Consider the following 25052-nt stretch of genomic DNA (forward strand, 5'->3'; position numbering starts at 1 on the left):
TTTATATTTTGGCCTATACGACCGAGTCAATCGCTTCTTTCAAACGACGTGTTGCTTCTTTAATTGATATGCCTTGAATTTGTGTTGCAGCACCAGTGAGGTGACCGCCTCCACCCAGCAGTTCCATGATCGACTGAACATTGATGTCGCCCAGAGAACGGCCACTGATCAAGATCGTATCATCGGATCGCTCTGCAACAACAAACGACGCCTGGATACCTGACAAAGTGAGTAGCTGCTCAGCAGCTTGCGCCACCTGTACCTGCGTGTAATCCTCGGACGGGTCGCCTATGGCAATCGCCATGTTGTCGCGGTACGTTTCCGTGTTCATGATAATTTTTGCTCGCTTCACATACTGTCCCAGATCTTCCTTCAACAGACGCTGGACGGCCGCGGTATCGGCCCCGTTACGACGAAGGAAAGACGCCGCTTCAAAGGTCCGTGAACCTGTACGGAAGGCAAAGCTTTTGGTATCCACCACAATTCCGGCTAACAGTGCCGTTGCAATCAAATTGTCGATATTCAATCGCTCGCTCTGATATTGCAAGAGCTCCGTAACAAGCTCGGCAGTCGAAGAAGCATACGGTTCCAGATACAAGAGTACTGGCTCAATAAACTCCTCCGAACGTCGATGGTGGTCGATCACTACAATTCGGCTCGTTTCCGTCAACAGCTTCGGCTCAATCACCAGCGATGGTCGATGCGTATCGACGACTACCAGCAATGTGCGACCGGAAATGAGTCGGATCGCCTGTTCTGGCGTGATAAAAGTCTCAGCCAACTCTTCATTGGCATAAATCTCCTTCATCAGACGCTCGACAGAATGATTGCCTTCGTCCATGACAATATAAGCCGTTTTGTTGTGCAGCTGCACAGCCTTCAATACACCAAGTGATGCCCCAATCGAATCCATGTCAGGCTGTTTATGCCCCATGACGATGACGTGCTCCGCCTCATGAATGAGATCACGCAAAGCATGTGCAATAACACGAGCCCGGACACGTGTCCGCTTTTCTACCGCATTCGATTTCCCACCGTAGAAAGTGAGCTTGTTGCCAATCTTGACAGCGCACTGATCGCCACCGCGTCCCAATGCGATATCCAAGCTTGATTGCGCCATTTGTCCCAGCTCAATGTAAGTGGTAGCGGCCGCTCCAACTCCGATACTGAGCGTAATCGGAATTTTATTGTCCGCTGTCATCTCCCGTACCACATCGAGAATGTCAAATCGCGTCTCTTCCAATTTATCAAGTGCTTCCCGTTCCATCAGAGCCAAAAACTTGTCGGCCGTGATTCGGCGAAGATATATGCCATGTTTGTTGGCCCACTCTGTAATCACACCAGCCACGCTTGTAGAGAGCAGCGTACGGCTCTGATCATCCATGACTTGTCCGACCTCGTCCAAATTGTCGAGGTGAATGATGGCAAGTGCAGCCTTTTCTCGATGGTAACGAGTCGTCAATTCTTTGAAGTCCGTAATGTCCTTGAAATACAAAAGGCGCTCATCGGATCGCACAATGACCTCGTATACCCGCTCGTTATAAGTAAACTCCAGCCGTTTTTGCTCCGGCTTCCAAACCAGTTGGGGGAATACCTCTTGGAGGCTTTTCCCGATCATGGATTCATCCCCGGACATATGCGTCATATACGGGTTTACCCACTCAATTGCCTTTTCCTCGTTGTATAAAAGAATTCCGATCGGCAGTTCCTGGATAACGCCTTCTCCCGCCTTCTTCACACGATGGGTTACCGTCGCCAAATACAGGCGCAAGTCTCGTTGGAACCCCTTTTCTGCTTGAAGAGCGTAAAGAACCAAGCCAATCAAGCAAATTATGCCGATCGCCCCGTACATCCAATGAAACAAGGTCAAAATCCCCAACAACAGCAAGCTAAAGCTGAGTGCCAGGACCATGTGCATCCCGTACCAACGCTTTAACAGGAACTTGGGCATTTCCTCAGCCCCTCTTCACTCTTGTTTCCAGTTTTTCACGCAAACGAATTCCTAGGTCAAATATCCCTACTAGACTAAGTATAGTACTTAGGGGTGGAAAAATAAATAGACAGACAATAAGCACAGGAGTCAGTCTCTTCCAGCCGTATAAATAGGCTGCAAACAGACAAAAACTCAAGCCCTGCAAAACAAAAATCGCATCCAGCATGACTTTCAGGTTCATCAAGGCGATTTCCCAAAACGTTCCCTGCATGCTTTCGGCAAACAACAAAAGACTAATCATCGCAATGAAGTAGTAATAAAGCAATGATCGTGGGAAGCTCCATTCCCGAATGGGCTTCAATGCTGGAATCGGTCTGTGCAGACGCCTTCCAATCAGACTCGCCAACCCATGAATAATGGCGCTCGATAAAAAGCTGAACATGACAAGACTCGTAGGCAAGACGATTTTGCCCAGTTCAAGAAGCTGATCAAACTGCTCTTTTGGCACCATTGCTGGACGTAGCTTAGCAACTTCTTGCGTGATGGCATTAAAATCAACGTTCATCCCGAATGCCATAAATGCCATCATAGAAACGACACTTAAAAAGGCAACGCCTGCCCCTGCCACAATCGCCGAAAGAGCTGTTCCTTTTCTCGCATAAAAAATCCCCATGACTGAACCCCAAACTGCACTTGAAAAAGCAAGTGTAGCCGCAAACGGACCCGTAATGATCCAGCCCAGAAACGTAAAGGCAAGGGAAATCCATACCATGTTACGTACTGTTCGATTTACTGCCAAAAGGATAAAAGGCAGAGGTATCAGGAAACTGACGAGTCCTCCCAGTATGGTATATGTACCGAGAAACAGCAGCACCAGTGCGATACCCAGCATAAGGGCATTTTCAGCCAAGTGTTTCGTTTTGGACGGCATGTCAGCACCTCATTATTCATGTCTCATGTACACTTTCCATAGAAAACTATGGAAAAAAGAGGGCCACGCAATTGTGCCCCCCTTTTTATAGCTTTTGCAACTTATTCAGCAGTGTAAGGCAACAGTGCTACTTGACGGGATCGCTTGATTGCGATTGTCAGTGCACGTTGATACTTCGCAGAAGTACCAGTTACACGACGTGGCAAGATTTTGCCGCGCTCGCTGATGAACTTTTTCAGCAAGTCAACATCTTTATAATCGATGTGCTTGATTTTGTTCACTTTAAAGAAGCATACTTTACGACGCTTATTAGGACGTCCTTTGCGTGCCATGATAGTCCCTCCTTCGTAGGAATGTGAAAGTTATACGATCTTAGAACGGCAAGTCATCATCTGAAATGTTGATCGGCTTGCCTGCACTCGCGAAGGGATCACCAAACGGATCGTAGTCATTGTTTCTTTGACCGGATGGTTTGTTACCGCCACCCATGCCAGGGCCTGGATCGTATCCTGAATTATCTCCGCCAGCTTCATTGCCTCGACCGCCCAAAAATTGAACGTTCTCCGCAACAACTTCCGTCACATATACTCTTTTACCTTCTTTATTATCGTAGGAGCGTGTTTGCATACGTCCTTCAATAGCTGCTTGTCTACCTTTACGCAAGTAGCTTGCGCACAGATCGGCAAGTTTTTGCCAAGCGACAATATTAATGAAATCCGTTTCTCTCTCACCCGCTTGATTGGTGCGGGGACGATTCACGGCCACAGTAAAAGTAGCAACGGCAACGCCATTTGGCGTGTAGCGAAGTTCTGGATCTTTCGTCAGGTTGCCGATGAGAATGACTTTATTCATCTTGGTTCCCCCTCTGAACGCGACAATGATTACTTCTCATCACGAACAAACATAAAGCGGATTACGTCGTCATTGATTTTCATCAGACGCTCAGCTTCCGCAACAGCATCGGAGTTCGCTTTGAAGTTCATCAAAACGTAGTAACCTTCACGGAACTTGTTGATTTCGTACGCAAGACGACGTTTACCCATTTCTTGAAGCTTGGAGATTTCTCCACCATAGTTAGTTACAACTTCGCTGTAACGAGCTACATTGGATTTTACTTTCTCTTCTTCAAGGTCTGGACGCAATACATACATTACTTCGTATTGACGCATACCTTTTCACCTCCTTATGGACTTTGCGGCCCTAAACGGGCAAGGAGCGAGTGCTAAAAACGAAACGCACAATACATGCACTCCATAAATACTCGCATTATCGTATTATAGCAAAACGCCTATGCCGAATCAAGAATTTCGTACTAAACGTTGAAGCGGAAATGCATAACATCTCCATCTGCCACTACGTACTCTTTCCCTTCAAGACGGTACTTCCCGCGATCTCTGGCTGCTGCCACAGAACCAGCATCTACCAGATCATCATACGCAATCACTTCCGCTCGAATGAAGCCGCGCTCAAAATCAGTATGAATCACGCCTGCCGCTCCTGGAGCCTTTGTACCCTGACGGATGGTCCAAGCGCGTACTTCTTGTACACCGGCTGTGAAGTACGTTACCAATCCCAGCAGCTTGTAAGCAGCACGAATCAATCGGTCGAGACCAGACTCTGAAAGTCCCAATTCTTCCAAAAACATTTCTTTGTCTTCGCCCTCGAGCTCAGCAATTTCTGCTTCTACTTTCGCGCTGATAACAACCACTTCTGCGCCTTCACTCGCTGCATGCTGGCGAACTGTTTGCACATGCGGGTTGCTGTCTGCATCGTTAATGCCATCTTCCGCTACGTTGCACACATACAGCATTGGCTTGATTGTCAGCAGATGCAAATCGCGAATCCATTTGCGCTCTTCGTCATCGAGTTCTACACTGCGAGCAGATTGCCCCTCTTCAAATGCTGCTTTCAATTTCTCCAGCACGTCCAGCTCTTGTTTGGATTCCTTATCGCCGGACTTCACTTTGCGTGCAATGCGGTCAATACGACGATCAACAGAGTCCAGGTCAGCAAAAATCAGCTCCAGGTTGATTGTCTCGATATCGCTCAAAGGATCGACACGACCTGCTACGTGAGTAATGTTCTCATCTTCAAAGCAACGGACAACATGGGCAATCGCGTCCACTTCACGGATGTGTCCAAGGAATTGGTTGCCAAGTCCTTCGCCTCTGCTCGCGCCTTTTACCAAGCCTGCAATGTCTACGAATTCAAACGCAGTTGGAACTACCTTGTTTGGTACAACGATCTGTGTCAGCTTTTCCAGACGCGGATCTGGTACCTCTACGATCCCTACGTTCGGGTCAATCGTACAGAACGGGTAGTTAGCCGATTCAGCGCCCGCTTGTGTAATAGCATTAAACAATGTCGATTTTCCTACGTTAGGAAGACCTACAATCCCGCATGATGCACCCATCTATATACACTCCCTCATCATCATCCTGACATCCTTTTAAGTATATAGATTTGGTTTTCAGATTACAATTGTCTCCTTGTGGAAGCTTTTTTACTTGTCTCTTCCTGTGCTCATCATAGCTCCAGGTGGTGGGACAAAAAAAGAAATGCTAGACTAGACAAACAGAATCTGTTTGCTACGGTAAAATAAATGGTGCGAGGTGACTACAAAAATGAAGCTCTTACTCCTTGGTGCCACTGGTCGCGTAGGAAGCCATATCCTCGACTATGCATTAAAAGATGGGCATGAAATAACCATTCTCGTTCGCTCGGCAGACAAGCTCCCTTATCTAGCTGCTGAAAATCTTCGTGTCTTGACCGGAAATGTTCTCGATCAAAAGGATGTTGCATCAGCCATGCGTGGTGTTGACGCGGTCATTAGCGCGCTCGGGACAGATAAAGCGACGACGTTATCTGAAGGAACTCCCTATATTATTGAAGCAATGAAACGTGAAGGCGTGTCACGCATTATTACAGTGGGCACCGCCGGCATCTTGCAAAGCAGAGTTTCTCCTGACCTGCTCCGCTATCAATCCAGTGAGTCCAGACAAAAATTGACGCGTGCTGCCGAGGAACATCACAAGGCATTCTCGCTCTTGGAACAGTCTGAGCTCGATTGGACCATTGTTTGCCCGACTTATTTGCCAGATGGCGAGTATACAGGCACTTACCGGGTCGAAGCTCACCAGCTGCCTGTAGATGGGATGCAAATTTCCGTGCCGGATACGGCGGAGTTTACGTATCAGCAGCTTTCTACTTCCGAGTACGTGCGAGCGAGAGTCGGCATTGCCTACTGATACATACAAAAAACAGGCTCCTATCCGTAATGGAAGGGAGCCTGTTTTGCTTCTATTGCTTCTTTACTTCTCGTTTACCAGCTTTTCCAGCTCATTCAATGTCTCTTCAAAGATTTCCATCGCTTGCTCGATTGGCTGGGACGTGGACATGTCCACCCCTGCTGCTTTCAGCACCTCGATAGGCGGAGCAGAGTTACCCGCTTCGAGGAAGTTTTTGCGAACTCGATCCACTGCTGGCTGACCTTCATCCATGATTTGCTTCGCTAATGCTTGTGCAGCGGCAAAGCTCGTCGAGTATTGATAGACGTAGTATTTATAGTTGTAGAAATGGCTCACACGCGCCCATTCCATACCGATTTCTTCATCGGAAACCATGTCTTTTCCGTAGTACTTTTTGTTGATGTCGAGGTAGATCTTCTTGATCGCTTCCGCATTCAAAGATTCCCCGGCTTGTTCCTTCTCGTGAATCGCTCTCTCAAACTCCGCAAACTGCGTCTGACGGAACAGCGTAGAACGGAAGTTTTCCAGATAGTGATTCAAGAGATACATCTTCTCTTCCTTCGTCTTCGCCTTCGCGTACATGCTCTTGAACAGCAGAGTTTCATTCATGGTCGAAGCCACTTCTGCCGTAAAGATTGGGTAGTTGGACGAAATGTACGGCTGGTTTTTGTTCGTGTAATAGGACTGCATCGCATGTCCCATCTCATGGGCGATCGTATACACATCGTCGAGCGTACCTTGGTGGTTCAACAGTACGTATGGATGTGTGTCATAAGCACCCCATTGGTAAGCACCCGTGCGCTTGTCATCAGTGGAATAGACATCTACCCAGCCTTCATCGAGACCTTCAGACATTGCCTTGACATAGTCGTCACCCATTACCTGCAAACCATCAACGACAATTTTCTTTCCTTCGTCGAAGGAAATATATTTGTCATCAGATGGAACGATCGGCACGTAAATGTCGTACATGTGCAATTCCTTTACGCCAAGCATTTTCTTTTTCAAGGAAATGTAGCGATGCAGCAATGGCAGATTGTCATTTACCGTGTCAATCAGCTCATCATACACCTTCGTGGGTACGTTGTTCGGTGTCAGGCTTGCCTCCAGCGCAGAATCGTAATTGCGTACCGCTGCGTAAAAATTATCTCCTTTTACTTTGGCAGCCAATGTTGATGCAAACGAGTCTTGGAAATCGATCAGAGCCCCATAATACGCTTTGAACGCTTCTCTGCGCACATTTTGATCCTTGCTTTCCATATAGGAAATGAAATTGGCACGAGTCAACTGAACTTCCTTGCCTGTCTCATCTTTGATTTTAGGGAACCTCACGTCTTTGGACAGCATGCTGTAAATATTAGTAGGCGCACCGCCCAATGGCGACGATTTCGCCAAGAGCTGCTCCATATCCGCAGAGAGTGAGTACGGCTTCGTTCTCAGCATGTCTTCGATAAACAGCTTGTAAGGCTCAAGCTCCTTTTCGGACAGTAAGCTCTTTATTTTGTCATCGGGAATCGCAACGATTTCAGGCTGTACCCATGAAGTTTTTTCTGTGACAAGCGTGTACATTTTCTCAGCGCGGTCTCCCAGCTTTTGCAGATCAGGATTCGCGGAGTTTACATCGAGAGACATGTTTGCATACACGTATGCTTTGTCATTTAAGCGCATCAATTCAACATAGTCATCGAATGCCGCTTGCATGGCAGCAGAAGATGTACCCAGCTTGCCTTGGTGCTTTGTGAAAGCGTTTGCTAAAGATTCAACCTTAGCAACATCCTTTTCCCATTCCTTAACAGTCGGATAAATATGATCCAGCTTCCACTTGTACGCATCTGGGATCTCAGTGCGAGTTTGATAAGAAGGCTTCTCAGCAGCAAGAGCTACCGCCTGCGTGCTGTAAGGAATGAATGGTACGGATACTGTCGACAATGCAATGGCCAAAGCCGTAACTGATGCAAATACTTGCTTCTTCAAATCTCAATCGCCCCTTTTCTTCTATCTATTTTTGCCAAATTATAAGTGTGTAATTATATTTTCACCTGCCAAATTCCTTCTTACTAATAAAAATTTTTCAAATATTCAATAACAACCGTCAATTTATCCAGAGAAAATTCACTTTTGTGGATAAGTCTGTGGATAAATATTTACTAACAACTTTTTGTCCCCCTCAACATTTGCAGACACTCCTTTTTTCCGCAAAAAGTTGTCCACATTTTCTGTGGATATGCTGTGAATAACTTATTTTCCTTGGAACTGGGGCATCCGCCTATACCTCGTTGTGGGTTCCTACATAGCATGAGTATTGAAACTACGGTAGGAGGTGTTAGCAAGTGGGTATCTTTAACGGCTTCGACGATTTCGCGCTGATCTTGGTTCTGTTCATCCTTCTCGTTATCGTAGGTTGCGACTGCGACTAACCTACTCCGCTGCCATCCAGCCTATCTGAAGGTAAGCTTGCATCCTCAGCAGCCTTACCTTCTCCAATTCCACATAGATCATAGCCAAGGCAATGCAGCCTAGGGATAATGATCAGTCAAAACCTACGTACTATCACCGGGAGATACATTTGATCGTACAAAAGGAAAAAGGATGCAGCCAATAGAGGCGCATCCTTTTTTTTATCCACATGCTTGAACCAGGACTATTTCGACCCGGTCTGAAAAGTTATCCACTGCGCTTGATTTACATTACCTGCTGTGTCCTTTACCAAACCGGCGATAAGACTTACCTGATATCTCGTATGTGGCTGCCATTTTCCTTTTGGCTTCACAGACAACATCCGCTTGCTTTTGTTCCACGTAATGGTATGCGGAACAATAATCCCTTTTTCATCTGTCACACGAACTAATGGCCCGGCCGTTTTGCTGGATAGGACTCCACCACTAACCAAAGCAATCTCTTCTGCAAACTGGAGTGTCACTTTATCCTGAAGCGATACATTTTTAGCCCCGTGTCCGGGCAACATGACTGCTTGCGGAGCGATATTATCCACAGGTTTTCTCGTTTGAAACGTGCTGGCCAGCTCTGGATTCAAATTGCCTCGCTGATCCTTCAACTTTTTGGCCAGAAGGCTTACTCGATAAGACGCCCCTGCTTCCAGATTGCCTACCGGATCAATCATCATGCTTCGATCTGTTTTGTTCCATTTCGCCGTAAAACGAACCTTCTTTTTTTTCGCATCCGTGAGCGAAATGATCGAGAGACCAGACTTGTCGGTGAGCTCTTGCCCATTTTTTAACGAAACCGGTCCCGAAAACGTCAGTGTAATGATTTGATCCGGGTTAATTTCCGCCGATTTGTCAGCCGGGGATATTTTCACTCCCCATTCGTTTGCCGACTTTGCCCACACTCCCTGTGATGGAACCAGGAAAAGCGCCAGCACTACTACCCATTGCAACCACCGAACACTCATCTTTTTCATCGAACCCCTCCCGTCTAAAACGATGAAACCGCTCCCTGAAGAATATAAGCGCGTCGATTCATCGTTTACAGGCATTGTAGAAAAAGACAGATGGGTTGATCAAAGAAATATGGTCTATGCTTGCGGTTCTTCCTCCGCGCGAATCAGTATCTTTTTCAGCTTGCGTTCAAATTCTAGTCGTCCAATCATTACACTATGATCGCAACCCGTACATTTGATTCGCACATCCATGCCCATGCGTATGACTTTCCACGCATTCGTGCCACATGGATGCGGCTTTTTCATCTGTACGACATCCCCCAGTCCAAATTGCTTGCGTTCCATTTCTCTTTCTCCTCTCTACACTGTTCCCTTTCCAGACACCGCGACGATTTTTGGATACGGAATTTGAATCCCTCGGTTGGTTAATTCCGTTCTGATCTTCGCACGTAAATTTCGATTGACTCCGTGATGGGTGTTCGGCTTGCACTCAGCCGTAACACGGATGATGACTTCGGAAGGTCCCAGTGCATGTACCCCCAAAATCTGTGGCTCAGCTACGATATCCGTCAATTCTGTTTGAGCCGATGCCAATACTTCTTTAAGCACAGACTCCACTTGGTTCAGATCCTCTTCATACGCTACAGATACGTCGACAACCGCTAACGTATTTTGCAAAGAAAAGTTGGTCACTTGATTAATCGTGCCGTTTGGAAAGATGTGTACCTCCCCCGTCCAGCTTCGCACCTTTGTAATGCGCAGACCAATCTCCTGCACCGTTCCTGTCAGATTGTTGATCGTTACGACATCTCCGACAGCAAATTGATCCTCAAAAATAATGAAGAATCCCGTAATGATATCACGCACGAGACTTTGCGCCCCGAAACCGACTGCCAGTCCCAGTACCCCTGCGCTTACCAAAACAGGGCGCAAATCAATGCCCAACAGCTGCAAGATCATGAGAATCGCCAAAAAGTAAATGCCGTACTGAACGATATTGTTGACGAGCACCCGCATCGTGTCCACCCGGCGTTGATCCATTTGTATCTTGCTTCCGTGGCGGTGCTGGAACACTTTATTTACGCCTGATTGCACAACGGAAACGACGATTCGCGATAACAGGATGATCGCGGCTATTTTCAGTACAGCCATCCCTATATTTACCCACATATCCGCATCTGTCACATACGCATATACCTGAGCATAAATTCTTTCAAAGAAACTAGCTTGATTCATTCCTCCCGCTCCTTCTGCTCCCCGTTTTCGTCGACCTCGCTATACTGGCCAAAAAACTGACGGAAGTATCCTCGTATTACCACTTGTTGTTCCATCATGATCGCTTTCGCTCGTGAGTAATCCGACAGTGGGAACTCAATGGAAAGGGCACAGCCTGCCGTTATTTCTTTTGGCGTTGGTCTTGTATCAATTTCAATATCTTCGTACTCCAGCAGCATTTCTGCCCGCAAGGCTTGTTGCGTGGAATCAAACGCGATCAGCACTGTCTCTCCTCCCATTTCACTCCCCCTTATCTCTTTCACGCAAACTGCCATAGGCTCCTCTTATTTTACCTGTTCGTTTTCATGCATGCCAGCCTGCTGAGTTTTCAAAACCTACGTAACTTTCCCATTAGCAGGTATAAAAATGTCATATCGGTACGATACTGTGAATACTTTTATATAACCTTTTACAGGTTGGTTTAAGCCAAGTCGGCAAGAGTGGGGGTTTCCATGAGTACATCTGATAATCGCAAGGATTATTCTTTGCCACCTTTTAAAGTGGAATACCGCAGTGAAAACGCAGACGAGCATCTCGCCGGTCACCTTGCCCAGCGCTTTCGCTTAAATCGGTTCGATGACGACCTTGTCATTGTATGTATTGGGACAGACCGTTCTACTGGTGATGCTCTAGGCCCATTAGTAGGAACCAAGCTCATCGCACAGTCACCTCGTTTTTTGCAAGTGTACGGAACGCTTGAGGACCCTGTACACGCCATGAATCTTAAGGAAAAATTAGAGCTCATCCACACGAATCATCCGACAGCTACACTTATTGCGGTCGATGCCTGTTTAGGTCAATTTAGCCACGTCGGAAACATCAATGTGATTAATGGTCCACTAAAACCAGGGGCTGGTGTAAAAAAAGAGCTTCCTCCTGTTGGTTCCTTCCACATTACGGGGATTGTAAACGTAGGAGGATTCATGGAGTATTTTGTCCTTCAAAATACCCGGCTCTCCATCGTCATGAACATGGCAGATATCATAGCTTCCGGACTGGCCAAAGCCGTAACACTGGCATCTACGCCTAGTCGATTCGATAGTGTCTTATATGATTGACCGTTTTTTTCTGCAAAAGGTTCCATCCCTCTTTAGAAAACTTGCTTTTTGATCTGTTCTCTCCCTCAACGGATGACAGGTCTATTTTTTTTTACACATAAATCGTCAGGCACTTTTCGATCACTTGGGCGCTGAACGGCGTTGGCGCTACACTTTCTCCATCTGCATGGACAGGCAGCTGTCCCGCTGCCTGTATCGTTATCTGCTTGCCCCTATAAAACCGGACAGCCGGATGATGACGATGAGCTCCTGTGAATATTTTCGGAAAAGCAGCTAACAATCCGAGTCGGCTCACACCACTTACTACGCAAATGTCTGCGATGCCATCGTCCGGGATAGCATCGGGACAAATCAGCATTCCTCCTCCGTAATTCGGAATATTGGCAGCGACAACTAGCCAGACAGCCTCTAAACCAGCCTCATGACCATCAACGTTCAGTACGATGTCACATGGCTGATACGTACATACGACGCGAATCACCGAAATAATGTAGGCGAGTGCTCCGAGCTTATACCGATTTAGCCAAGCTTTGTACACAGCTTGATCTGTTATCTTTGCTACCTGTGCATCGAATCCAGCCCCGATTGAATTCACAGCTACTTCTCCATTCAATAAAAGCAGATCGATTCGCTTTTCCCCTTTTTCCGACAGAATTCGCTCTAATGCCTGTAACGGTTTCATCGGAATTCCATGTCCGCGAGCGAAATCATTCCCGGAACCAGCCGGCACCAATCCAAATCGACAATCTTGTTTCGATTCGTATATCCCGTTTATCACGCCTCGGACAGTACCATCCCCTCCGACAGCAATGATTTTATTTACTCCCTCTTTTTCAATCAGCTCTTTTGATAATTTTTCGGCGTCCCCCTCTCCTGATGTCAACCTGACATGAAAAGGCGCTCCCAGACGTCGTAGCGTCGCCTCAATTTGCCTCCATACTTTCAACCCTGTGCCATTACCTGATACAGGATTGACGATAACACCCAACATAATCATTCTCTCCCCAAACATGCTGTCGTACTGTATTGTCCCGTCCCGCTTATCCATCCTTGCTCGCAAATCGAGTTTTTGTATCATATTATCGCATGCTATTTTTATCGATGATAGTTGATTTTTCATAAAAAAAGACTCCTCCCGAAGGAAGAGCCTCTCTGCGAACTATGAAAACAGCTTTGAAATCCAATCGATAAAGGGAACTCCGACTGCTGCGATCACTAATGCTGGCATCATGTTGGCTACCCTTATCTGTTTGATCTCCAAAACGTTTAATCCAATGGCAATAATCATCAAGCCACCTACCGCCGTTACTTCTACCAGGATCGCATTCAGCATCGTTTCGCTCACCACACTGTAAATGCTCGTAGATAATAGCGCGATCATGCCTTGATATAAAAACACGGGCACTGCCGAAAAGATGACACCGATTCCTAGCGTTGATGCGAAAATGATCGCAGAGAATCCGTCTAGCATTGCTTTCATAAACAGTACTTCGTGGTTGTTACGCAAACCACTGTCCAATGAACCTAGTACAGCCATGGCTCCAATACAGTACACCAGCGTCCCCGTGATAAAGCCAGTGGCGATACTGCCTTGGCTCCCCCCAACTTTCCTCTCCAGCCAGTGCCCCAGGTTGTTTAAGCCTTTTTCAATCCCAATCCATTCACCTATTACTGTTCCTAGCACAATACTGATAATCACGAGTAAAAAATTATCCGAACCCAGGCACATTTTAATGCCCAACACGAATACGGCCAGAGCAATTCCTTGCATGACGGTTTGTCGCATCGACTCCGGAATTCGCTTCAACATTCTGCCTAACAATGCCCCTAAGATGATTGCTCCGGCGTTGACCAATGTTCCCAGCAAGATCACTTGCGCTGTCCCCCTACAGATGCCTTACCCTTACACAAACGCTGCTGCTATTTCCCGAACAGCGTTATGAAGCGCTTCTACATCTTTCTCTGAGTTAAAAATTCCAAAGCTGGCTCGAACCGCTCCACGTTGCTCGGTACCGGCAGTCTGGTGACCCAGTGGCGTGCAATGAAAACCCGATCTCGTCGCAATCCCGTATTGTTGATCCAGGATAAACGACACCTCTGCTGCATCCACCTCTCCGATATTAAAAGCAACCACGCCTACACGTTCGATCTCAATCCCCGGTCCGTAGACATGTACACCGTCGATTGTCTGCAATCCAAGGATCGTTTGCTTCACCAATCCCCATTCGTGCCGACGAATGTTGTCCACACCTTTTTCCATGACAAAATCAACACCTGCTTGCAGCCCTGCCAAACCAACCGTATTGAGTGTCCCGCTTTCGTATCGGTCTGGACGAGTTGTCGGTTGATCAATCGCTTCAGACTGACTGCCTGTCCCCCCATGAATCAAAGGTTCGAGATCAATGTCACTCCTCACGTACAAACCACCTGTACCTTGTGGACCATACAGCCCTTTGTGCCCAGGAAAAGCAAGCATATCAATATTCATTGCCTCTACATCGATAGGCAAAACACCAGCAGACTGAGAAGCATCCACCAAAAACGTAATTCCGTGCTCTTTTGCCAGTTTCCCCAGTTCTGCTACAGGCAGGATAACACCCGTCAGATTGGAGGCATGACTCACAACGATTAATCGTGTTGCGGGTGTAATTGCCTTGGCAAAATCCTCTACATAGAATTGATGGTCTTCTCTCGGCTCGACAAAAGTAGCTGCTACTTGGTTGTTTTTGCGCATGTACTCAATGGGACGTCTTACCGAATTATGCTCGACAGACGAAGAAACAACATGATCGCCTGCTTGTAAGAAGCCTTTTATCGCTTGATTAAGGGCTTGAGTGGCATTGAGATAAAAAAAGAGGTTATTCGGGTTTTGAATCCCAAACAACCGTGACACTTGCACTCGTGTCCGAAACACAGCTTTACTCGCTTTCATCGCCAGTGCATGTCCACCTCGGCCAGGATTTGCAGCAAAATCCTCGATGACCTCGGCCATCATTTCTTTGACTGCTGGTGGCTTCGGCCATGTAGAAGCTGCGTTATCCAAATAGATGATCGCCATGACTACCTTACCTCCTGGACTTACTTCTCTATATTCAGCATTTCGATGATTCGCTCCAAGTCTTCCTGTGAATAGAAGTCGATTTCGATCTTGCCGCGCTTTGTTCCTTTTTTAATCTTGACCGATGTTCCAAAACGACTGCGTAGTCGTTCCTCCATCTCGATCAATACTGGCTCGTTTTTCGCTGGCTTTTTCTTTTTTGTTTCACGTGAAACATTGAGCTGCTTCACAAGCTCTTCCAGCTGACGAACACTTAATCCTTTTTCCACCACGTCATTTGCAAGCTGTTGTTGTACTTTCTTATCCGTTACCCCAAGCAAAGCGCGCGAATGTCCCATGGATAGTTCGGCTGCCGAAACCATTTTTCGGATCTTCTCCGGCAGTTGCAGCAAACGAAGCATGTTGGCTACATGCGGTCGACTCTTCCCAATCTTTTGCGCAAGCTGTTCTTGTGTATAATCATGGTGGGAAATCAGCTTGTCATAAGCTTCTGCCTCTTCGAGTGGATTCAGATTTTCCCGCTGCAAGTTCTCAATCAGGGCAATCTCCATTAATTGCTGATCTGTGTACGCCTTTACTACTACCGGAACCTCTTTTAACCCCGCTACCTTTGCAGCACGCAGTCGTCTTTCCCCAGCTACTAGCTCGTAACCTTTGATACTTTTCCGAACAATCAGCGGTTGGATGATTCCATGCTCTTTGATCGACTGTGCCAGTTCCTCGATAGCTGATTGCTCGAATTCTTTCCGGGGCTGATAAGGGTTAGGACGAATCTCATTGATGGAAACCTCTTTTACCTGTTCCCCTTCTTCGATGAGATTGGAAGTAATAAGTGCATTCAGCCCTTTTCCCAATCCTCTACTCATACCCCTACCACTTCCTTCGCCAAATCAGTATAGACTTCCGCTCCTCGTGAGCGTGGATCGTACGTAATGATGGCTTGTCCGTGTGACGGTGCTTCACTCAAGCGTACATTTCGAGGAATAATTGTCTTGTATACTTTGTCCTGAAAATACTTTTTCACTTCTTCAATCACTTGCAGACCGAGATTCGTACGTGCATCGAGCATCGTCAGCACAACACCTTCGATAGCAAGCTGTGAATTCAAATGTTTTTGGACCAAACGAATGGTGTTCAACAGCTGGCTTAAGCCCTCAAGCGCATAGTATTCACATTGGATTGGAATTAAGACCGAATCAGATGCTGTCAAAGAATTAACGGTCAAAATCCCCAAGGATGGCGGGCAATCGATAATGACGTAATCGTACTTATCCTTGACTACTTCCAGTGCCTTTTTCAGACGAACCTCACGAGAAATCGTAGGAACCAGCTCGATTTCCGCACCTGCCAATTGAATGGTGGCAGGGATGATCATTAATCCGTCAATTTCAGTCGGCAAAGTCGCATCGACGGGGTTGATATCATTGATCAGGACATCATAAATGCAGTACTTTACATCTGCCTTATTTACCCCGATCCCACTGGTGGCATTTCCTTGCGGATCAATATCAACCAGCAGCACCTTTTTCCCCAATGCGGCCAAACAAGCACTTAGATTGACGGACGTAGTCGTTTTCCCGACGCCGCCTTTCTGGTTCGCAACCGCAATGATTTTTCCCAACTTCTCCACCTCTTTTTTGTCGTGTAGGAAAGCTTGTGGCTTGACCAGTACACTCTCCAATACGTCTTTCAAAGTCATCTTCTGTATCCTCATCTAGTTAGTCATTCGAGTCTATTTACGATTTGCTCGTATTCTAGTAAAACGATAATCTTTTTTACAATTTTCTTCGTTCGTTGCCATTCAGTTACCTTTACATGTCCTGTACATAATAAGCGAAAAAAGCCTCTGAAAGTTATCCTCATTGATTATCGAGCAAACCAGCAGTATGCACAGGTTGGTACTCTCCATGTTATCAGATTTGCAGCTTGGTCGTACGCTGTTTTTTTTAGATAGTGAGACAAAAAAGCCTGATTTTTGTCCCAAAAATGCAGATTTCCCTAGCTTTTTTATAAAAAATGCTTATTTCTGGAAATTTGATCGTACAGAAAGCATCATTTTCTATAAATAATCAGCATTTGCCCAAAAAGAAAGGCGACATTGTCGCCTTTTTGGTTACCATCTACATTTATTTCCCTGTTTCCTTGTTTTTCGGAATACGAATGGTGAATTGATAGAATTCATCATGGTCTTCTTCCGCTGTCTCTACAGGCAGGCCCGTCTGGATCACCATATCGATCGATTGCCGAACGGTATTAATCGCAATTCGCGTATCCCTTGAGAATGCTTTCCAGCGAGGCTTCGCATCTTTTTCCGATTTTGGGTTCTCAGCCAATTCTAGCAGCTGCTTCACACGTACTTCCGTCTGTTTCACATTCCATTCCCGCTCCAAAATCTCCAGCAGGACTTTATTTTGTAATTCTGGATCTTTTAACGGAATTAGAGCCCTTGCATGACGCTCTGTAACTTGTCTGGACAACAATGCATCTTGAATTTCTTGCGGTAAATGGAGCAAGCGCAGTTTGTTTGCGATTGTCGATTGTCCTTTGCCCAAACGCTGAGCAAGACTCTCTTGCGTCAAATTGTGCAAATCAATCAGCTTTTGATATGCGACTGCCTCTTCAATGGCTGTCAAACCTTCTCGTTGCAAATTCTCAATTAATGCGATAGAGGCTGTTTGCGAGTCATTAAACTCTTTGACAATCGCAGGAATCCTCTCCATGCCCAATTTTCTAGTTGCGCGCAAACGTCGTTCCCCGGCAATCAATTCATAACGACCATCGCGAACCCGCACGACAATCGGTTGAATGAGCCCATGAGTTCGTATCGTTTGACACAACTCATCAATTTTCTCGTCATCAAATACAGTTCGAGGTTGATATGGATTCGGTACGATCTCCTCAACTGGTATTTGTTTGATTTCTTCGTTCTCTGTCTTGTCAGTCAAGCCAAAAATCCGAGAAAATGAATCTTTAACTGCCATAGAAAAATCCCCCACTTCTACCCGTTCCATCCGTGCTATTTTTAAGTCTTTGAAGAGGTGTTCAAAAAGTCATTTTTGATCACGAAGAAATCCTGAAAAATTGCGCAACAACGAAACAAGCGTTACCTTCGAAATCCAGGTGCTCATGTAGCTCCCCTACATTCCGCTCCTCCTTTTTCAGCTTCTCGCCGCCTTGTTGGTGCTGATAAGACAACTTTTTGAATACGTCCTTGAAACTGAAAAAGGTCCTGTCCAATCAACGACAGAATCTCCCTCGAAACATTTTGTATCCCTCGCCCATCCATTGTCCGGATATGACAGATTGAATATGTTCTTTGATTGTTGCTGCTAAGGAAAAATGGCATATTGGCGTCGTAAGTGAGTCCAGTCCTACTCTTTTAACATAGGTCCTCCTCTTACATCGTTAGAGACAGCATGCAGCTACTTTTAAAAAAGCTTCACAAGCCCTATAGTACATACTGATTAACAGACTCTTCTTGCCCATCCGGTCGGTTTGTAAAATTGCCTTTGACCTAATCTTCTTTCCCTACACGCTTTCTTCAGGTTCATTTATATATATGTAATTCTGCAAGATTCGCCCAATTCCTGCTAACAAAAAACGTTTCACGTGAAACATCAATTGTGATTTTCGTAAAATAACCTCTATCGAGGACCTTCTCATGGACGAGCGACCGCATTTTTGCGGAAAGTTATTATGCGCTCCGGAATTCTTGAGTGTACTGCTTATAAAATTCCTATACGTGCATAAAAATCGTGATGATCACGGTGCTTTGTCGTCTCTTCACTTCCCATACTCTCATCGGTAGGATGTGAAATCTTGGTGACGGTAAAACAAGCGAGGAAAATGTCTATGAAGGTCTAACGTCAGGTACGATAAAATCGCGGCAACGATCGCAGCACTATCATCTCTGTACTGAACATTAGACAAATGACTGATGCAACCCACATCCCTGCTGACGTCGTCAAGCCTTTCACTCTACCATTGAATTTAATAATAGCTCCAGCTCCCAAAAACCCCATGCCTGTGACGACTTGTGCAGCTATCCTCCCCGGATCATGATTTACGCCACTCGAAGAAAAACCGTAAATGGAAGCTAGCCCAAAAAGACACGAACCAAAGCATACGAGACTATACGTTCGAAAACGAGCACCTCTTTGCCTACCCACATCTTTTATGAATCTCTCTCGCTCCTATCCCATGATGGCTCCTGCTAGAAAGGCTAGAAAGAGCCGAAGCAATATGGGTAGAAATTCTGGCGAAAAAAAGGAGGAAAGTACTGTTTTTTCGAAGGAGCTAGTACTATGCATATGCCGAGTTGTAGACTCCATGATACAAGACGCAAATCTGAGAGAATTCATCAGGAACAGGCCGTTTCATTTAAACTTTCAACACGAAAAAAAGGGCCGCAGCACGTGGCTACGACCCTCTCTTATCATTGACTCCTACACTAACGGCTTTTTCGCAGGAACGCCTGCCTTGCGCGGATAGCTTTTCGGCGTCGCTTCTATTTTTTCCATGATGACGATATTACGCTCTCCCGCTTCCTCTAGAAGCTGGAATGTCTCGACCTTTCTCGTTTTTCCACCGAGGGTCTTGATTGCCTTCTTCGCTTCAGCAAGCTCTGGAGTAATCTCCGCTCCCTTGAGAGCGACGAAGTGTCCTCCGACTTTGGCAAAAGGAAGGCAGAACTCCGACAACAAATTGAGTCTCGCAACAGCACGTGCCACTACGAGATCAAATTTCTCCCGATAAATCGCTTCTTGCCCACGATCCTCTGCACGCCCATGTACAGGATTCACGTTCTCCAGACCCAGTTCCTGTGCTACATGCTGCAAAAAGCTCATACGCTTGTTCAAGGAATCAATGATTGTCATTTTCAGATGTGGGAAGCAAATTTTCAAAGGAATGCTCGGAAAGCCTGCGCCCCCACCGATATCAACAACTGATTGCACCTGGTCAAATGGAAAGTAAAAAGCCGGCGTAATCGAATCATAAAAATGCTTGTTGTACACTTGCCCTTCTTCAGTAATCCCGGTCAGGTTCATCTTCTCATTCCATTCCACCAGTAGGCGGAAAAAATGATCAAACTGCTCCTTCTGACGATCCGTCAAAGAAATCCCCTGGGCTGCAAGTACCTCGGCAAACTGTTCTTTCGTCATAGCTTTTCTCCTTACTCGGCTACTCCCACGCGTTTGTACTCCAGATATACCATCAACACGGAAATGTCTGCTGGAGTAACCCCTGCGATACGAGCCGCCTGCCCGATGTTCAACGGACGAATTTTGGTCATATTGTCACGGGATTCCTTGGACAAACCGGAGATTTGGTGGTAGTCAATATCTGTTGGGATGCGGCGCTCCTCCATTTTTTTCATCCGCTCTACTTGTTGCAATGACTTTTTGATGTAGCCATCGTATTTAATCTGGATTTCAACCTGTTCCGTTACATCCTCTGGCAGTGCTTCGGGTGCAGGGACCATTTGAGCAATGTGGCTGTAGTTGATTTCCGGACGACGCAGCAATTGAGCAAGCTCGATGACATCTGTCAGTTCAGGGGAGCCTGCGTTGCGCAAAACCTCTTGAACATGTGCCATTTCAGGACGTACACGCGTGTTTGCCACACGTTCTTTTTCTTGCTCAATCAGCGCGCGTTTTTGGTTAAATCGCTGGTAGCGCTCATCGCTAATCAGACCAATTTCATGGCCGATATCCGTCAGGCGCAAGTCCGCATTGTCATGACGAAGCAGCAAGCGATATTCGGCACGAGAAGTAAGCAAACGATAAGGTTCATGCGTTCCTTTCGTAACCAGGTCGTCAATCAAAACACCGATGTACGCCTCTTCTCGTCCCAAAATGACGGGTGGTTTTCCTTGAACGCGGCGTGCTGCGTTAATCCCTGCCATGAGACCTTGACCCGCTGCTTCTTCATAACCAGAGGTACCATTGATTTGTCCTGCTGTGAACAAGCCAGGCAAGATTTTGGCTTCCAAAGAAGGCCAGAGCTGCGTCGGCACGATTGAATCATACTCAATCGCATAGCCAGGACGCATCATTTTGACTTCTTCCATTCCAGCCATGGAGCGCAGCATAGACAGCTGAACATCCTCCGGCAAGCTGGTCGACAAGCCTTGTACATACATTTCTTCGGTATTGCGCCCTTCTGGCTCCAAGAAAATTTGGTGACGCGGCTTATCATTAAAACGAACTACCTTATCTTCAATCGAAGGGCAATAACGCGGGCCCGTTCCTTCAATCATTCCCGAATACATAGGGGCACGATGCAGATTGCTATTAATGAGTCCATGCGTTTCTTCATTTGTATATGTCAGCCAGCAAGGCAGCTGATCCATAATAAATTCCGTTGTTTCATAAGAAAAGGCGCGCGGTACCGGATCACCAGGCTGAATCTCCATTTTGGAGAAATCCACACTGCTGCTATGAACACGCGGTGGCGTCCCCGTCTTGAAACGTGTCATTTCAAAACCGAGTTCCTTCAAATGATGTGCCAGACGAATGGACGGACGCATGTTGTTCGGTCCACTTTCGTATTGAAGATCCCCGAGGATGATCTTTCCGCGCAAATAGGTTCCGGTCGTCAATACAACGGATTTGGCCATGTATCGCGCTCCAGTTTGTGTGATAACCCCTTCACAAACTCCATCGTTTACGATCAGCTCTTCCACCATCGCTTGACGCAGGATCAGATTCGGAGTATTTTCAATCGTTTTCTTCATTTCATGCTGATACGCAAATTTGTCTGCTTGCGCGCGCAAGGCATGCACTGCAGGTCCTTTCCCTGTATTCAGCATCCGCATTTGGATATGGGTTTTGTCGGTATTGCGTCCCATTTCTCCACCAAGCGCGTCCAATTCGCGTACGACGTGGCCTTTTGCCGGACCACCTACGGAAGGATTACATGGCATGTACGCCACAGCGTCCAGGTTGATCGTCAACAGCAATGTACTGCAGCCCATACGTGCAGCCGCCAATGCCGCTTCCGCACCGGCATGACCCGCACCAATGACAATGACGTCAAAAGAGCCCGCTTCATATGCAGGTACAACGTTCATTTTTTATCCTCCTAATCACTTACCCAGACAGAACTGGGAGAAAATCTGGTCAATCAAATCCTCGCCGACGCTTTCTCCAATGACTTCACCAAGTAGCTCCCACGACTTTTTAATGTCGATCTGAATCATGTCTACTGGCATCAAATCATCGATTCCACCCAGCGCTTCATCTATGGCTCGTTCTGCCTGACGAAGCAGTTGAATATGTCTAGCGTTGCTCACATAGGTCAAGTCATCCTGCTGCACACGACCACTGAAGAAAATCTCCCCAATCGCCTGCTCCAGAAGATCGATCCCCGTTTCCTCACGCGCAGACGTCATAATCAACGGCTGCTGAGGGAAATGACGCTTGATCTCTTCCAAATCCACTTTTTGTGGCAGATCGAATTTATTAACAATCACAATCACATGGAACCCTTTAGCCGCTTCAAAAATCGCGTAATCATCAGCAGAGAGAGGCTCGTTGTAGTTGATCACGAGCAACACAAGGTCAGCCTTTTGCAGCAGCTGTCTGGACTTCTCTACTCCGATTTTCTCCACGATGTCCTCTGTATCGCGAATTCCTGCGGTATCGATGAGTCGCAAAGGAACTCCGCGCACATTGACATACTCTTCGATGACATCGCGTGTCGTTCCCGCAACGTCAGTCACAATCGCCTTTTCCTCTTGGACCAGACTATTTAATAGAGAGGATTTCCCTACATTCGGACGTCCAATAATCGCGGTCGACAAGCCCTCACGCAAAATTTTTCCTTGCTGTGCGGTCTGCAACAGTCGCTGGATTTCACCTTTAACCTCCAGGCACTTTCCTCGCAAGAAATTTTGTGTAAACTCCTCGACATCATGCTCTGGATAGTCCAATGTTACTTCTATATGGGCCATAGCTTCAATCAAGTTTTGACGGAGCTGCCGAATGAGCCTGGACAGCTTCCCTTCGACTTGATTCAATGCGACCTTCATCGCTCTGTCTGTCTTCGCCCGGATCAAATCAATGACGGCCTCAGCCTGAGACAAATCGACACGTCCATTTAAGAACGCACGCTTCGTGAACTCACCAGGCTCCGCCAATCTTGCCCCATTATCCAAGATTAACTCCAGAACCTTTTCAACGGAAACAATTCCTCCGTGACAGTTGACCTCCACTACATCCTCCCTCGTAAATGTACGGGGAGCCTTCATTACGGAAACCAGTACCTCTTCCACTCGTTCACCTGTGTTTGGCTCATACAAGTGCCCATAATGGATCGTATGGCTGTCCACAGTGGACAACCGCTGCTTTCCTTTATATATCTTATCCACAACTTCGATCGCTTCCGTACCGCTTACCCGGATCACGGCAATACCGCCTTCACCCATCGGTGTTGCGACCGCCGCTATTGTATCGAATTTCATGCTGTTCACCTCAAGCTTTCCACTCTTACAAGTCAGCCACTAACTTACTAGCATAACAGATCGTCTGGAAAAATTCCAAAAGAAAGTGCAGCCAATCCATCTATATGCCCAAACACCCAATAGGAAAAAGCAACCCTCTCTCCAAGGTTGCCGTCCATTTTGGTTATCCACAGTATAATCATTTTCGCAAATCCTCAACCATTTGGTCAATTATCCACAGTGGACAACTTTTTGAGAGAGATTATTCAAAATGTCGTCGCTTGCTTCCTTACATTCAGGCAAAAAAAAGAAGCCTAGCGAGAGGCTTCTTTCGGTGCAATCACGATATAACGATTTGGCTCGTCTCCTTCACTGAAGGTAACCACATCCGCTCTCTTTTGCAAGAAGGCGTGGATTACTTTCCGTTCAGCAGCAGACATTGGTTCCAGACGTACATCCCGTTTGGTCGATAACGCTTTTTTCGCCACACGATCTGCTAGCTGCTCCAATGTTTCCTTGCGACGCAGCCTGTAATTTTCGGCATCCAGAGTGATACGTACATGTTTGTCCGCATGACGGTTCGCTACGACGTTTACGAGATACTGTAATGAATCAAGAGTTTGTCCCCTGCGGCCAATAATGATTCCCAGATTGGTTCCCTGGATGTCAAACAGCATGCCTTCTTCATTTGTACGCGTCTCCACTTTGGCATTCACCTTCATGTTCGACAAAACGTCTTGAAGAAAGTCACGTCCCTGTGCAACCGGATCAAAGTGAAATTCTACTTGCACTTTAGCGTCCTTTGCCCCAATCAGTCCAAACAACCCTCTGCTTGGTTCCTCCAGAACTTGGATCGTTGCCCGCTCACGCGGCACTCCCAATTCCAGCAAAGCTTTTTGCACAGCATCGTCGATCGTTTTTGCCGTAGCTACCACCTTTTTCACTTGGAGGCTCCCCCCTTAGGAGTTGGCATATTTCCTTTATCACGATACAGGAAGTAGGTTTGTACAATGGTAAACAGGTTACCGTATACCCAGTACAGAGACAGCGCTGATGGCAATGTGACAGCAATCGCCAAAATCATCAGCGGCATCATGACGATCATCATTTGCATTTGTGGATTCCCTTGTGTTGCCTGACCCATCATCTTGGACTGCAGGTACGTCGTAATCGCCGCAATGATTGGCAAGATGTAGTACGGGTCCTTTTGTCCCAGCGTCAGCCACATGAACGTTTGCGAATTAATCTCGGTTGTACGGATAATCGCATGGTAGAACGCAATCAAAATCGGCATTTGTACCAACATTGGCAAGCATCCAGCCAACGGGTTGACACCGCTCTTCTGGAACAAAGCCATGGTTTCCGCTTGCGCTTTTTGAGGATCATTTTTGTACTTGTCACGGATTTTTTGCATCTCCGGTTGAATCTCTTGCATTTTCTTGGAGCTCTTGATTTGCTTGACCATCAATGGAAGCACAATGATTCGAATGATGATCGTTGCAACCAGGATACCCAGACCGTAGTTGTTTCCGAGTATCAATGCGCTCTCTTTAATTAGCCAGGACAGTGGATAGACAAAATACTTGTCCCAAATGCCGGTTGCGTCAGGGCCAATTGGTGCTGCAGCTTGGGGGTTACAGCCCGACAAAACTAGAACCAGCATAGTCAGCATAAGAATGCTGAGTGTACGTCTACTCAAGGGTGAT

27 protein-coding genes are annotated in these 25052 nt (G+C 46.6%); 4 read left to right on the forward strand and 23 right to left on the reverse strand.

Annotated features, from left to right (window positions below):
- Window positions 1–13 precede the first annotated feature (13 nt).
- The 6 genes from KB186_RS12490 to ychF form a co-directional block, all read right to left on the reverse strand.
- A complete protein-coding gene (locus tag KB186_RS12490; protein WP_173612504.1) occupies window positions 14–1951 on the reverse strand; it encodes a DHH family phosphoesterase in 1938 nt (645 codons plus the stop codon).
- 4 nt (window positions 1952–1955) lie between these two features.
- Window positions 1956–2864: a DUF2232 domain-containing protein gene (locus KB186_RS12495; protein WP_232773733.1), complete on the reverse strand. Its 909-nt coding sequence runs from the start codon at window positions 2862–2864 to the stop codon at window positions 1956–1958.
- Between the two features lie 101 nt (window positions 2865–2965).
- The gene (rpsR, locus tag KB186_RS12500; protein ID WP_016739387.1) at window positions 2966–3196 is read right to left on the reverse strand and encodes a 30S ribosomal protein S18; all 231 of its coding nucleotides are present in this window, start codon (window positions 3194–3196) and stop codon (window positions 2966–2968) included.
- Window positions 3197–3236: 40 nt separating this feature from the next.
- Complete coding sequence (locus KB186_RS12505; protein WP_047070273.1) at window positions 3237–3716, reverse strand: single-stranded DNA-binding protein; 480 nt, start codon at window positions 3714–3716, stop codon at window positions 3237–3239.
- A 29-nt stretch (window positions 3717–3745) separates the two neighbouring features.
- The gene (gene rpsF / locus KB186_RS12510) at window positions 3746–4033 is read right to left on the reverse strand and encodes a 30S ribosomal protein S6 (protein ID WP_047070274.1); all 288 of its coding nucleotides are present in this window, start codon (window positions 4031–4033) and stop codon (window positions 3746–3748) included.
- Window positions 4034–4176: 143 nt separating this feature from the next.
- A complete protein-coding gene (ychF, locus tag KB186_RS12515) occupies window positions 4177–5277 on the reverse strand; it encodes a redox-regulated ATPase YchF (protein WP_173612506.1) in 1101 nt (366 codons plus the stop codon).
- A 211-nt stretch (window positions 5278–5488) separates the two neighbouring features.
- Between ychF and KB186_RS12520 the strand changes: the two genes are divergently transcribed.
- Window positions 5489–6112 (forward strand): NAD(P)-dependent oxidoreductase, encoded by a 624-nt coding sequence (locus KB186_RS12520; protein ID WP_173612507.1) that lies wholly within the window; start codon window positions 5489–5491, stop codon window positions 6110–6112.
- A gap of 63 nt (window positions 6113–6175) precedes the next feature.
- On the opposite strand, the gene pepF is transcribed toward KB186_RS12520, so the two are convergent.
- Window positions 6176–8086: an oligoendopeptidase F gene (gene pepF, locus KB186_RS12525; protein ID WP_232773734.1), complete on the reverse strand. Its 1911-nt coding sequence runs from the start codon at window positions 8084–8086 to the stop codon at window positions 6176–6178.
- A gap of 356 nt (window positions 8087–8442) precedes the next feature.
- Here pepF and KB186_RS28440 point away from each other — a divergent pair, with 356 nt between their 5' ends.
- Window positions 8443–8529, forward strand: coding sequence for a YjcZ family sporulation protein (locus KB186_RS28440; RefSeq protein WP_017246824.1), 87 nt, complete (start codon window positions 8443–8445; stop codon window positions 8527–8529).
- A 224-nt stretch (window positions 8530–8753) separates the two neighbouring features.
- On the opposite strand, the gene KB186_RS12535 is transcribed toward KB186_RS28440, so the two are convergent.
- From KB186_RS12535 to KB186_RS12550, 4 genes are all read right to left on the reverse strand, one after another.
- Window positions 8754–9533 (reverse strand): Ig-like domain-containing domain, encoded by a 780-nt coding sequence (locus KB186_RS12535; RefSeq protein WP_232773735.1) that lies wholly within the window; start codon window positions 9531–9533, stop codon window positions 8754–8756.
- 114 nt (window positions 9534–9647) lie between these two features.
- Complete coding sequence (locus KB186_RS12540) at window positions 9648–9857, reverse strand: DUF951 domain-containing protein (protein ID WP_007720174.1); 210 nt, start codon at window positions 9855–9857, stop codon at window positions 9648–9650.
- Between the two features lie 15 nt (window positions 9858–9872).
- The gene (locus KB186_RS12545; protein WP_173612511.1) at window positions 9873–10748 is read right to left on the reverse strand and encodes a mechanosensitive ion channel family protein; all 876 of its coding nucleotides are present in this window, start codon (window positions 10746–10748) and stop codon (window positions 9873–9875) included.
- A complete protein-coding gene (locus KB186_RS12550) occupies window positions 10745–11026 on the reverse strand; it encodes a putative Se/S carrier protein (RefSeq protein WP_026042915.1) in 282 nt (93 codons plus the stop codon). Before KB186_RS12550 ends, KB186_RS12545 begins: the two co-directional genes overlap by 4 nt.
- A gap of 213 nt (window positions 11027–11239) precedes the next feature.
- Here KB186_RS12550 and yyaC point away from each other — a divergent pair, with 213 nt between their 5' ends.
- Entirely contained in the window at window positions 11240–11845 is a 606-nt protein-coding gene (gene yyaC / locus KB186_RS12555; protein WP_106656921.1) for a spore protease YyaC, read from the forward strand.
- Window positions 11846–11936: 91 nt separating this feature from the next.
- Here the strand turns inward: yyaC and KB186_RS12560 are convergent, their stop codons facing one another.
- The 5 genes from KB186_RS12560 to KB186_RS12580 form a co-directional block, all read right to left on the reverse strand.
- The gene (locus KB186_RS12560; RefSeq protein WP_221868187.1) at window positions 11937–12836 is read right to left on the reverse strand and encodes a diacylglycerol/lipid kinase family protein; all 900 of its coding nucleotides are present in this window, start codon (window positions 12834–12836) and stop codon (window positions 11937–11939) included.
- Window positions 12837–13004: 168 nt separating this feature from the next.
- Window positions 13005–13718 carry a DUF554 domain-containing protein gene (locus KB186_RS12565; protein ID WP_232773737.1) on the reverse strand — a complete coding sequence of 238 codons (714 nt, stop codon included), beginning with the start codon at window positions 13716–13718 and terminating at the stop codon, window positions 13005–13007.
- Between the two features lie 30 nt (window positions 13719–13748).
- Window positions 13749–14903, reverse strand: a complete 1155-nt coding sequence (locus tag KB186_RS12570; RefSeq protein WP_232773738.1) for an aminotransferase class V-fold PLP-dependent enzyme — start codon at window positions 14901–14903, stop codon at window positions 13749–13751.
- A 20-nt stretch (window positions 14904–14923) separates the two neighbouring features.
- Window positions 14924–15769 carry a ParB/RepB/Spo0J family partition protein gene (locus tag KB186_RS12575; RefSeq protein WP_173612515.1) on the reverse strand — a complete coding sequence of 282 codons (846 nt, stop codon included), beginning with the start codon at window positions 15767–15769 and terminating at the stop codon, window positions 14924–14926.
- The gene (locus KB186_RS12580; protein WP_173612523.1) at window positions 15766–16524 is read right to left on the reverse strand and encodes a ParA family protein; all 759 of its coding nucleotides are present in this window, start codon (window positions 16522–16524) and stop codon (window positions 15766–15768) included. The genes KB186_RS12575 and KB186_RS12580 overlap by 4 nt, the downstream gene beginning before the upstream one ends.
- 286 nt (window positions 16525–16810) lie before the next feature.
- Here KB186_RS12580 and KB186_RS12585 point away from each other — a divergent pair, with 286 nt between their 5' ends.
- Window positions 16811–16972 carry a hypothetical protein gene (locus KB186_RS12585; protein ID WP_232773739.1) on the forward strand — a complete coding sequence of 54 codons (162 nt, stop codon included), beginning with the start codon at window positions 16811–16813 and terminating at the stop codon, window positions 16970–16972.
- A 57-nt stretch (window positions 16973–17029) separates the two neighbouring features.
- Here the strand turns inward: KB186_RS12585 and noc are convergent, their stop codons facing one another.
- The 7 genes from noc to yidC all read right to left on the reverse strand — a co-directional run bounded on the left by noc (window position 17030) and on the right by yidC (window position 25045).
- On the reverse strand, window positions 17030–17884 hold the full coding sequence (noc, locus tag KB186_RS12590; RefSeq protein ID WP_173612517.1) for a nucleoid occlusion protein: 855 nt from the start codon (window positions 17882–17884) through the stop codon (window positions 17030–17032).
- A gap of 885 nt (window positions 17885–18769) precedes the next feature.
- Complete coding sequence (locus KB186_RS12595; RefSeq protein WP_483298198.1) at window positions 18770–19081, reverse strand: MgtC/SapB family protein; 312 nt, start codon at window positions 19079–19081, stop codon at window positions 18770–18772.
- Window positions 19082–19348: 267 nt separating this feature from the next.
- Window positions 19349–20065 (reverse strand): 16S rRNA (guanine(527)-N(7))-methyltransferase RsmG, encoded by a 717-nt coding sequence (gene rsmG / locus KB186_RS12600; RefSeq protein WP_106784225.1) that lies wholly within the window; start codon window positions 20063–20065, stop codon window positions 19349–19351.
- 11 nt (window positions 20066–20076) lie between these two features.
- Window positions 20077–21975 carry a tRNA uridine-5-carboxymethylaminomethyl(34) synthesis enzyme MnmG gene (mnmG, locus tag KB186_RS12605; protein WP_221868185.1) on the reverse strand — a complete coding sequence of 633 codons (1899 nt, stop codon included), beginning with the start codon at window positions 21973–21975 and terminating at the stop codon, window positions 20077–20079.
- A gap of 15 nt (window positions 21976–21990) precedes the next feature.
- Window positions 21991–23367 carry a tRNA uridine-5-carboxymethylaminomethyl(34) synthesis GTPase MnmE gene (mnmE, locus tag KB186_RS12610; protein WP_047070294.1) on the reverse strand — a complete coding sequence of 459 codons (1377 nt, stop codon included), beginning with the start codon at window positions 23365–23367 and terminating at the stop codon, window positions 21991–21993.
- 293 nt (window positions 23368–23660) lie between these two features.
- A complete protein-coding gene (gene jag, locus KB186_RS12615; RefSeq protein WP_007720132.1) occupies window positions 23661–24290 on the reverse strand; it encodes an RNA-binding cell elongation regulator Jag/EloR in 630 nt (209 codons plus the stop codon).
- Complete coding sequence (yidC, locus tag KB186_RS12620; RefSeq protein ID WP_285860880.1) at window positions 24287–25045, reverse strand: membrane protein insertase YidC; 759 nt, start codon at window positions 25043–25045, stop codon at window positions 24287–24289. Before yidC ends, jag begins: the two co-directional genes overlap by 4 nt.
- Window positions 25046–25052: the final 7 nt, after the last annotated feature.

This window comes from Brevibacillus sp. AF8, from assembly GCF_021270385.1.
Classification (GTDB): domain Bacteria; phylum Bacillota; class Bacilli; order Brevibacillales; family Brevibacillaceae; genus Brevibacillus.

Coding starts and splice junctions, on each gene's coding strand:
- KB186_RS12490 (WP_173612504.1), bottom strand. CDS start 1,951: ATGCCCAAGTTCCTGTTAAAGCGTTGGTACGGGATGCACATGGTCCTG.
- KB186_RS12495 (WP_232773733.1), bottom strand. CDS start 2,864: ATGCCGTCCAAAACGAAACACTTGGCTGAAAATGCCCTTATGCTGGGT.
- rpsR (WP_016739387.1), bottom strand. CDS start 3,196: ATGGCACGCAAAGGACGTCCTAATAAGCGTCGTAAAGTATGCTTCTTT.
- KB186_RS12505 (WP_047070273.1), bottom strand. CDS start 3,716: ATGAATAAAGTCATTCTCATCGGCAACCTGACGAAAGATCCAGAACTT.
- rpsF (WP_047070274.1), bottom strand. CDS start 4,033: ATGCGTCAATACGAAGTAATGTATGTATTGCGTCCAGACCTTGAAGAA.
- ychF (WP_173612506.1), bottom strand. CDS start 5,277: ATGGGTGCATCATGCGGGATTGTAGGTCTTCCTAACGTAGGAAAATCG.
- KB186_RS12520 (WP_173612507.1), top strand. CDS start 5,489: ATGAAGCTCTTACTCCTTGGTGCCACTGGTCGCGTAGGAAGCCATATC.
- KB186_RS12535 (WP_232773735.1), bottom strand. CDS start 9,533: ATGAAAAAGATGAGTGTTCGGTGGTTGCAATGGGTAGTAGTGCTGGCG.
- KB186_RS12540 (WP_007720174.1), bottom strand. CDS start 9,857: ATGGAACGCAAGCAATTTGGACTGGGGGATGTCGTACAGATGAAAAAG.
- KB186_RS12545 (WP_173612511.1), bottom strand. CDS start 10,748: ATGAATCAAGCTAGTTTCTTTGAAAGAATTTATGCTCAGGTATATGCG.
- KB186_RS12550 (WP_026042915.1), bottom strand. CDS start 11,026: ATGGGAGGAGAGACAGTGCTGATCGCGTTTGATTCCACGCAACAAGCC.
- yyaC (WP_106656921.1), top strand. CDS start 11,240: ATGAGTACATCTGATAATCGCAAGGATTATTCTTTGCCACCTTTTAAA.
- KB186_RS12560 (WP_221868187.1), bottom strand. CDS start 12,836: ATGTTGGGTGTTATCGTCAATCCTGTATCAGGTAATGGCACAGGGTTG.
- KB186_RS12570 (WP_232773738.1), bottom strand. CDS start 14,903: ATGGCGATCATCTATTTGGATAACGCAGCTTCTACATGGCCGAAGCCA.
- KB186_RS12575 (WP_173612515.1), bottom strand. CDS start 15,769: ATGAGTAGAGGATTGGGAAAAGGGCTGAATGCACTTATTACTTCCAAT.
- KB186_RS12585 (WP_232773739.1), top strand. CDS start 16,811: ATGTTATCAGATTTGCAGCTTGGTCGTACGCTGTTTTTTTTAGATAGT.
- noc (WP_173612517.1), bottom strand. CDS start 17,884: ATGGCAGTTAAAGATTCATTTTCTCGGATTTTTGGCTTGACTGACAAG.
- rsmG (WP_106784225.1), bottom strand. CDS start 20,065: ATGACGAAAGAACAGTTTGCCGAGGTACTTGCAGCCCAGGGGATTTCT.
- mnmG (WP_221868185.1), bottom strand. CDS start 21,975: ATGAACGTTGTACCTGCATATGAAGCGGGCTCTTTTGACGTCATTGTC.
- mnmE (WP_047070294.1), bottom strand. CDS start 23,367: ATGAAATTCGATACAATAGCGGCGGTCGCAACACCGATGGGTGAAGGC.